Below are 8,279 nucleotides of genomic sequence, written 5' to 3'. Positions count from 1 at the left end.
TAACCTCAGATCTGCATAAGAATTAAAGCCGAGTCACTTTAATACTCGGCTTTTTAGTCTGAAAGGTATAGGCAATTAATCCAGCCATTAAATTAACCATAAATGAGATGCAGCTGCGGTGCCTTGTATGGTCTATTTGAGCCATATTTTTCAGTTGGTCGAAAACTGTTTCAATGATAAAACGCTTTGATAACATCGCTCTATCCCAAGATGATATTGGCTGACGTTTCATATTACTTCGTTGACCTGTAATAAAATCAATGCCTTGCTCAGCAAGTTCCGCTTTTAGGTTTGCAGATACATAACCTTTATCAGCGTATAAACTACCTGTAACATTATCGACCATATCTAACACCGGCTGTCTATCATCAACATTCCCAGCTGTCACTTTTACTGCTAATAAACCACCTTCATCATTCATGATGAGGTGAAGTTTAAACCCATAAAACCAGCCCATTGTTCCTTTACCCCGCTTGGCTTTTCCCGCGAAAACTTGGTGGCGAGGAATACGCATGTTGTGACACACCTTGAGAGAAGTAGAATCGATAAATGCAATGCCTGTTGGTTTATCAAAGCGCTGCTTCAGATAGCTACACAGAGCAGGTAACGTGGCTTGAAGTAACTTCAACATACGTGTATAACTGACTAAATCAGGAAAATAATGTCGCCAATACTGACAAACAAATTTGGTGTAGTAAGTTTTAAAGTCGCGATAACCTGATTGATGAATAGTCATCACTTCGCTAGAGGATAGTCGAGACGGCTTAATGCGTTGCTTCTCACCTGATTCTATTAGGTGTTTAAGCCACTGAGGTTCAAACAATAAACAAAAATCATCGACATCTACGTAAATTGCATCTAAGTTATTCATGCCCTTGCCTCGGTAATCTTATGTTTCTTGGTCGAAAGATCTGATCACCGCAAGGGCATTTAGTTCCATTTCTTATGTGCAGCTCAGGTTAACCTAGGTACTTTCTTGATAAGCAAATAATAACAGCGGGGTGCCCATTATATTTTAACCTAAGGGTTTCAATGGTATGCTATTGTTTTGTCTTTTGAGTAATTATAATGGATGCTATTGAGCTTTTATTAACCCGCCAGTCAGATGCAAAACTGACAGAGCCAGGCCCTAATGAAGAACAACTAAACATTATTCAGCAGGCTGGGCTCAGAGTTCCTGATCATGGCTGTATTGCGCCTTGGCAATATATTATTGTTCAAGGGGATGCACGTCATAAGTTGGGTGAAATTTATTATCAAAGCGCTTTGGCCGAGCAGCAAGCTGAAAAAGTAATTAATCGCGCTAAAGAGTTACCCCTTAGAGCACCCATGATCATTATTGCCATTGCAAAATATCAACAACATCCAAAAGTACCAAGAATAGAACAAGTTCAAAGTGCAGGCTGTGGCGTGCTGGCTATGCAACAAGCCGCATTTTCACAAGGGCTTGGCGGTATTTGGCGCACAGGTTACTTTGCACAAAGCCCCAGTGTTAAACACGCGCTTAACTTAAACAATGATGATGAAATAGTGGGTTATTTGTATTTAGGGACGCCAGCAGTTGAGTGTAAAAAGTCACCGCGCCATAAACCAGAAAACTATTTTAGTTTTTTGTAGCAATAGGATGAACTTTTTATATTCAATATAGTCATAATTCATTAAGTTAATCGTGTTATACTACCGCGGTTAATATTGTAGCTGCGAGAAGCGCACGGAAGCACCATACGCAATAAATCTTCTTCAGTTTGTTTTTTAATCGGTTGTTTTTTGGTAATGTATGGAAAGTATTACCAATAATAACGATAAAGAAGACGAAAATGATGGGAAATTTATTTTTACGTGAAAAAGAAAACTGGTTTGCTTGGTCAATCTGGGGTGTTGTTGGCGCGCTTGCGACATTTTATGTTGCAATGAATACACAAGCAGCTCAATTTATTGCTGCAAGTGCGATGGGTGTCCTAGTACTGCTAACATGGTGGATGCAACAGTCTCGACGATTTGATTTTGGCAGAGCCTTTAAAATATGCTGCTATGTTCTATTATTCACCGTCCTACCTTCGTTTGTGTTAGTTGTGATCCCAAGTGATGATTTAAACCGCTTCGATTTAATATTTCAAAGTATTGCATTTTTAACTGCCAGCTTACTGGTGTGTTTAGTATGTTCTTGGATTGCCCGCAGACCTAAACAATATTACTAGGGTTTATGACTATCCTGATTTATTTAACCGGTTTTAGTAAAATAGGGCTTTACAAGCTAAGCGTATGATCTTATTATGCGCGCCGTACGGAGAGATGGCAGAGTGGTCGAATGCACCGGTCTTGAAAACCGGCAGGGGTTTATAGCCCCTCTAGGGTTCAAATCCCTATCTCTCCACCATTATTTAAAAAACCGCCTTATTGGCGGTTTTTTGCTATCTGGAGCTTTATTATGTCACAGTCCCCGGAGTTATCCTTTTCTAAACGTTTACTCAAGCACATCCTGCTATGGACTGTGTTTGGTTATTGTTACCAAAGTGCCATATCGTTATTACAAAAAATGGCCATTGATGCATACCCAGATAATGCGCTGATGATGACTTTCTTATATGGCATCGGATTTAATCTTTTATCCGGGCATTTAATCACAAAATACGATCATTTTTGGCCAGTGTGGGGTGCGTTTTACATTGGCATTATCGGTTTGGTGGCTGTGCCTCTTTTACTGGTCGGTGTGGCTGGATTATTGTCGATGAGCTTACTTGTTGGAATTTTGCTCAGTTTACCTGTATGTACCTTTGCTATTGGTTTAATTAAAGAAAAACTCAATAAAAACTAGCCCCAAACGGCTTTTATTTTGTGATAGCATATACGGGTCTTTTAACTAACAAAACGTGAATAACACATTATGTCAGATAATTTTACTACAGATGCTGAAAAAGCAAGTTACGGTATTGGCTTACAAATGGGTGAGCAACTTAAGGCTAACCCTTTTGAAGGTTTAAACTTAAATTCAGTATTTGAAGGCATGAAAGATGCGTATGCAGGCAGTGCTTTTCAAGTAGAGATCCCTGAGATCCAAGCTGCATTTGAGAAAATCAACGAAGAGATCCAAGCTCGTCGTGAAGAAGAAGCTAAAGTATTGGCTGCTGAAGGTATTGCATTTTTAGAAGAAAACGCAAAACGTCCTGAAATTACAGTTACTGAGTCAGGTCTTCAGTACGAAGTACTTGCAACAGGTGAAGGCGAAAAGCCAACTGCAGAGTCTACAGTACGTGTTGATTACCACGGTACTTTAGTAAACGGTACTGTTTTTGATAGCTCATACGAGCGCGGTCAACCTGCTGAATTCCCAGTAGGTGGCGTGATCAAAGGTTGGACTGAAGCATTACAAATGATGCCAGTAGGTACTAAATGGCGTTTATACGTTCCTCATGAGCTTGCTTATGGTGAACGTGGTGCCGGTGCTGCAATCGCACCTTACTCAACTCTAGTATTTGACGTTGAGTTACACGCAATTCTTTAATTAGAATTTAGTTGTAAAAAAACCGCATTCATTATTACGAATGCGGTTTTTTATTGTCTGATTAAAGAGCGCGTTTTAAAAGTAGCCTCTAACGCCAAATTGGAAGTTACGTCCAGGAAGAGGTGCCGTATCTTTAATAAATGAACTATGCACGAAACCAAGCTCATCAGTTATATTATCAACACTTAGGTATAGCTGCGTGCCAACCTCGCCTAAATCAAGCTGATAATTGGCTTGTAAATCAATTAATGTATAGCCATCCGTTGCCGTTTCGTAAGCACTAATATCATTTTGCTCAAAGTAATGGGTTCCTGTTAAGGTAAATTGCGCATTACCTAGGGTATATTGTAGTTCTGAGCCCAATTTATTGGCAGGGATACGTGGTAAATTACCTTCATTATCTTTTAGTTTGGCGCGAGTAGAGTCACCAAATACTTTTACCATGGCGCTGGGGTTTATTTGATAATGTGCATCAAATTCAAAACCATAAAGCTGCGCATCTTTACTGGTAAATTGATAAACATCAATTGCATCGCTGTGTCCATTGGCAGCAGACTCAAAGCCATCCATCTCATCAAACACTAATCCGGTGTTTTGTTGATAATAAAAGTTTTTAATATCGTTATAGAAAAAGTTGACGGTGTAGCCAAAGTCACCGCTAAAACGACGTAAACTAATATCAAGATTGGTAGAGGTCTCTTGTTTAATTTCTTCAGGTTCAAAATGCGCTTCTGCCCCTTCAATATGATAGCCCAAGCCAAGCTCATAAGTACCTGTGGCAACATGCAAACCATTAGAGAGTAATTCAGCTGAAAGTGGCGCACGCTCTGAATGTGATAAGCTAACGGCTAGGTTGTGACTTGGCATATACTCCCAAATCGCACCGGCTGAGGCACTTACATTAGTAAAGCTTTGGGTGTAGTTAATGGTCTCATCTGCCGATACAGGTTGTTCATCATGGCTGTGCTGATGTGTATCTACATCACTTTTGATATCATAATCTTCTAGGCGGGCGCCAAGCTCTACGGTGACATCGCCAAATGTGCGTTCTTCAAGTAGATATAACGCATGGGTGGTAGTGACACTTGCAGGCGTAAACGCTTCTTCGCCAATTGCATCGTAATCAGATTCACTATAGTGATAGCCAATCATGCCATGCCATTGGCCTAACTGATGCTCTACATTTAAACGTGCTTCAGTGGTTTCGTTACTAAATGTGGTGCCAATCGCGCCATCTTCAATTTCACTGTGAGTGTAGTCGGTGTAGCCAAGACGAAGATTAATCGATTCAATCCAGTTATCATGAAATGCATAGCTTACCAGTCCTTGCCAACGATCTTGCTCTAAATGAGCATAAACGGGAGTTTCTGCGTGTTCTTCATCCGCGTGCGTTTCATGATCGCCTTCTTCTTCATGGGCATGACCGTGATCATGTGAATGCCCAGGAATGCCATAATCTGTTTCAATATTGCCGTATGAAAAGCCAACAGTTAAATGCTCACCGACATAGCTGGTACCAAAGTTTACTGTTTCACTGTCGATAAAGGTATTTTCAACTGAAGTGGCTGTTTCTTCATCGCCCTCAATGTGTACTTCACCTTCTTCATGTTCATCCGGTAGGTTAAAGCGAGGCGTTTGATAGTCATCACCACTGCGTTTGGTGCCATCAAAATGAAAATTAAAATTATTGTTGCCTGTTTCTAATTTTGCCGCATAAGTGTTCGCATTTGAAACGGTATCGTGTGTGTATTGTGCCGCTCCCGAGAGTGCGTCAATATTATTGGTTGGAATACGGTTATCAACCACATTTACTACACCGCCAATCGCACCAGAGCCATATAGTAGGGTGCTTGGGCCTCGTAGTACTTCAATTTGTTCAGCGGCTAAGCTATCACTTGATGTTGCGTGATCTGGACCAATACGTGATGCATCACTGCTATCTAAACCGTTTTGAGTAATTTTAACACGAGGACCACCTAGGCCACGAATAATCGGACTTGAAGAGACAGGGCCGAAATAACTCGCGTTTACTCCTGGTATTCCTTTAAGTGTTTCACCTAGGGTCGGTTTCGCTTTATTTTTTAGTTCATCCCCTGATAGTACGCTTACAGGTGAAATCATTTCTAAGCTATTTTTATGCAGTGCCGAGGCATACACAACAACAGTTTCAACCGAAGACGGCTTTAATGTAACAGTAATTGTATCGTTTACATTCTCAAGCGATATACGTGAATCGATGTAGTTATCTTTACTAATATGTAATTGGCTTTTAGCATCTATATCGATGCTAAACTGACCTTGTTCATTGCTTTTCACGCTTTGTGACTTTCCATGAACATGAATAGTTGCATTAGCAATAGGTTGTTTTTTTGAATCTGTTACTGTGCCGTTAATCGTTGCTGCTAGGGCAGAGTGAGAACACAAAACAGACAGTAGCGCTGAGGATATGAGTGTTAACTTTGTCATAATTACTTCGAATCGTGGTTGTTATGTTGTGATATAATATAACACTACAAAATGGCATCATCAACAATGTTATACTATAACTTTTAATTTTGCGTTGAATGGCAAAATAATCGCGTTAAATTTACATTACCAGCTCATTATTACAGATCAGTGCATTTGTTATATTTATTCGCTTAAGAGCGGCTGTCTATCATTAGTATGTCTAATTTTTTTTGTGCTTTGAAAGGATTTTGTTTATCGATTGGTTCAAGCATTTCACAGTCATCGTTTATCATTTCTGAAATTAAACTTGGGTAGTGTCGGCAATCTTGAGGACGGTCATGGTAAATACTGCATGTATATTTATCTTTTTCTTGTGGATATTTTTTACTGCTAAGTACTAAAAATGGGCATTGCGTTAATTGCTCGCCTGTTTTGGGATCAAACCATAACTGATCGTTTTTAACATATTGAAATATTTCTGGGTTGAATAACGCCCACATTTCAATTTCATCCTGATTTGTATCTAAATCTGCCGCACCATATTTAGTGCAGCATTTACCGCATTGATTGCAATTTTGCATAGGGTAGGTATTTACTATTGCGACTTAAATTAAGCGTTAAGTGTAGCACTGTAATATCCAGGTTTTTAAATTAAACCTCTGTTTTTATCGCTTATAATACTTTTGTAACAACGCAGCGCTTAATAATAATGTACTATTAGGGAATATATTTCGAATACGATGCCTTTAATAAGTCAAAAAAGGCGCGTTAATAAGGTAGCGAGTAATTATGAATACTAAAGTATACAAAGCGGTTCACGATTTGGCGGAAAAGCTGATGGCAGCGGCTAATAAAAATGATACTAAACAGTTTGAATCTTTATATGCTGAGCTAAAAGCTATTTGTATTGAAAACGAAAATACAGCGAAAGATCACCCTGTTCAGTGGGAAACATTGGCTGATTTCACCGAAGAGCTAGAAGAAGCTATCGAGACTTACGAAAAAGCGTTACAGAAGTCGATAGAAATTAATAACAAAGATCATATGTCGTCTGTTGCCTTTTCTATGGCTACTTTACAGCTTGAGCTGGGTGATAAAGAAGCGGCAATTAAAAATCTGCAAGATGCTAAAATCAGTGCGAATAAAATTGAAGACAAAGAATTAAAATCAGAGATCCATGAGTTATTAGAATCATTGGTTGAAGAAGAAGGTTAGTTTAAAGCGTTACTTTGTATTTATCATTCTAATAAGCGTCAGTAATAATACCATTGGCGCTTTTTTATTGATAATAGCAAATTCTGCGTCATTAAATATTGATGCTTAAATTAAGTCACTAAGCAAATTTTTTGGAGTAAAAATGCTAGCGCAAATAGAACAATGGATTGATAAAACGAATAGTGAGTATGTTCATCAAAGAATATGCTGTGATACATTTGCTAGCGAATTTGCTGGCTTTTACCCGCATGATTTTTTGAAAACTGCATTTTATGTGGTTGTTGAACACATTCCCAAGCCTGACTTTGCTGGTTTACGTGAAATTGGTTTAAGCGATTTTATTGACATGGATGTAGCAGGGATCACGAGGGCGTTCAGAATTCTGTGTCAGCCTAAGTTGCTAAATATCTAGCACACCATCTAACCTACCTTCGAAGTGGATGGCCAATTGCGACAATGTCAGATTCCAATTATGGATTGGCATTGTCCATTTCTTCGAGGCATTCAATATGCCTGCATACAATAATTTCATCAAGCTGTTTTCATTAGGGAATGCTCCCTTAGTCTTGGTGAGTCGTCTAAACTGGCGATGTACAGCTTCAATTGCATTTGTGGTATAAATAGCTTTACGCACGTAATCTGGATACTTGAAGTAAACCGACAGATTGCCCCACTTACGACGCCAAGACTCGATAACGATAGGGTATAACTTGCCCCATTTGGCATCTAATTCGGCGAGAGCGGCTTCTGCTGCATCTTTAGTGGCTGCCTTATAAACGGGTTTCAAGTCAGCCATAAACTCTTTTTGGTGCTTTGAAGCAACATACTTCATCGAATTACGAATTTGATGAATAACGCACTCCTGCACTTCGGCGTCAGGATAGATTGTTGCTATTGCTTCAGGGAAGCCTTTTAGTCCATCAACACAGGCAATTAAAATATCGGATACACCACGATTATGTAAATCTGTTAATACTGATAGCCAATAGTTAGCCCCTTCACTTTCAGAGATATATAAACCAAGTAACTCTTTGCGGCCCTCGATATTGACACCTAGTACGGTATAAATAGCCTTACTCACGTAGCGCCCATTTTCTTTAATCTTATAATGAAT

The 8,279-nt window shown here is 39.3% G+C and carries 10 protein-coding genes and 1 tRNA gene; 7 read left to right on the top strand and 4 right to left on the bottom strand.

Annotated features, from left to right (window positions below; genetic code table 11):
- Positions 1-22: 22 nt before the first annotated feature.
- On the bottom strand, positions 23-871 hold the full coding sequence (locus ND6B_RS12365; protein WP_033103116.1) for an IS982 family transposase: 849 nt from the start codon (positions 869-871) through the stop codon (positions 23-25).
- A gap of 197 nt (positions 872-1,068) precedes the next feature.
- Between ND6B_RS12365 and ND6B_RS12370 the strand changes: the two genes are divergently transcribed.
- From ND6B_RS12370 to ND6B_RS12390, 5 genes are all read left to right on the top strand, one after another.
- Positions 1,069-1,617, top strand: coding sequence for an NAD(P)H nitroreductase (locus ND6B_RS12370; RefSeq protein ID WP_033103115.1), 549 nt, complete (start codon positions 1,069-1,071; stop codon positions 1,615-1,617).
- Positions 1,618-1,820: 203 nt separating this feature from the next.
- Positions 1,821-2,198, top strand: a complete 378-nt coding sequence (locus ND6B_RS12375; RefSeq protein ID WP_033103118.1) for a hypothetical protein — start codon at positions 1,821-1,823, stop codon at positions 2,196-2,198.
- An 88-nt stretch (positions 2,199-2,286) separates the two neighbouring features.
- Positions 2,287-2,377, top strand: a tRNA-Ser gene (locus tag ND6B_RS12380).
- 114 nt (positions 2,378-2,491) lie between these two features.
- Positions 2,492-2,815, top strand: coding sequence for a hypothetical protein (locus ND6B_RS12385; protein WP_033103114.1), 324 nt, complete (start codon positions 2,492-2,494; stop codon positions 2,813-2,815).
- A 69-nt stretch (positions 2,816-2,884) separates the two neighbouring features.
- Positions 2,885-3,502 carry an FKBP-type peptidyl-prolyl cis-trans isomerase gene (locus tag ND6B_RS12390; protein ID WP_008112467.1) on the top strand — a complete coding sequence of 206 codons (618 nt, stop codon included), beginning with the start codon at positions 2,885-2,887 and terminating at the stop codon, positions 3,500-3,502.
- A 75-nt stretch (positions 3,503-3,577) separates the two neighbouring features.
- On the opposite strand, the gene ND6B_RS12395 is transcribed toward ND6B_RS12390, so the two are convergent.
- Positions 3,578-5,968 (bottom strand): TonB-dependent receptor, encoded by a 2,391-nt coding sequence (locus ND6B_RS12395; RefSeq protein ID WP_033103113.1) that lies wholly within the window; start codon positions 5,966-5,968, stop codon positions 3,578-3,580.
- A gap of 173 nt (positions 5,969-6,141) precedes the next feature.
- A complete protein-coding gene (locus ND6B_RS0119130; protein ID WP_008465669.1) occupies positions 6,142-6,531 on the bottom strand; it encodes a YkgJ family cysteine cluster protein in 390 nt (129 codons plus the stop codon).
- Positions 6,532-6,739: 208 nt separating this feature from the next.
- Here ND6B_RS0119130 and ND6B_RS12400 point away from each other — a divergent pair, with 208 nt between their 5' ends.
- Both ND6B_RS12400 and ND6B_RS12405 read left to right on the top strand, forming a co-directional pair.
- Positions 6,740-7,165: a tetratricopeptide repeat protein gene (locus ND6B_RS12400; RefSeq protein ID WP_008112472.1), complete on the top strand. Its 426-nt coding sequence runs from the start codon at positions 6,740-6,742 to the stop codon at positions 7,163-7,165.
- Positions 7,166-7,307: 142 nt separating this feature from the next.
- Positions 7,308-7,577: a hypothetical protein gene (locus ND6B_RS12405; protein WP_235420460.1), complete on the top strand. Its 270-nt coding sequence runs from the start codon at positions 7,308-7,310 to the stop codon at positions 7,575-7,577.
- On the opposite strand, the gene ND6B_RS12410 is transcribed toward ND6B_RS12405, so the two are convergent.
- On the bottom strand, positions 7,566-8,279 hold a 714-nt coding region (locus tag ND6B_RS12410), incomplete at its 5' end, for an IS256 family transposase (RefSeq protein ID WP_033102931.1). The genes ND6B_RS12405 and ND6B_RS12410 overlap by 12 nt on opposite strands.

It is taken from the genome of Pseudoalteromonas sp. ND6B (assembly GCF_000764215.1).
Classification (GTDB): domain Bacteria; phylum Pseudomonadota; class Gammaproteobacteria; order Enterobacterales; family Alteromonadaceae; genus Pseudoalteromonas; species Pseudoalteromonas tetraodonis.
The sequence above is the reverse complement of the archived record's forward strand: the minus strand, read 5'-3'. Positions and strand labels throughout refer to the sequence as shown.

Bases quoted from the DNA above. Each gene is read 5' to 3' on its own strand.
- ND6B_RS12365 (WP_033103116.1), bottom strand. From the start codon at position 871: ATGAATAACTTAGATGCAATTTACGTAGATGTCGATGATTTTTGTTTA.
- ND6B_RS12370 (WP_033103115.1), top strand. From the start codon at position 1,069: ATGGATGCTATTGAGCTTTTATTAACCCGCCAGTCAGATGCAAAACTG.
- ND6B_RS12375 (WP_033103118.1), top strand. From the start codon at position 1,821: ATGGGAAATTTATTTTTACGTGAAAAAGAAAACTGGTTTGCTTGGTCA.
- ND6B_RS12390 (WP_008112467.1), top strand. From the start codon at position 2,885: ATGTCAGATAATTTTACTACAGATGCTGAAAAAGCAAGTTACGGTATT.
- ND6B_RS12395 (WP_033103113.1), bottom strand. From the start codon at position 5,968: ATGACAAAGTTAACACTCATATCCTCAGCGCTACTGTCTGTTTTGTGT.
- ND6B_RS0119130 (WP_008465669.1), bottom strand. From the start codon at position 6,531: ATGCAAAATTGCAATCAATGCGGTAAATGCTGCACTAAATATGGTGCG.
- ND6B_RS12400 (WP_008112472.1), top strand. From the start codon at position 6,740: ATGAATACTAAAGTATACAAAGCGGTTCACGATTTGGCGGAAAAGCTG.
- ND6B_RS12405 (WP_235420460.1), top strand. From the start codon at position 7,308: ATGCTAGCGCAAATAGAACAATGGATTGATAAAACGAATAGTGAGTAT.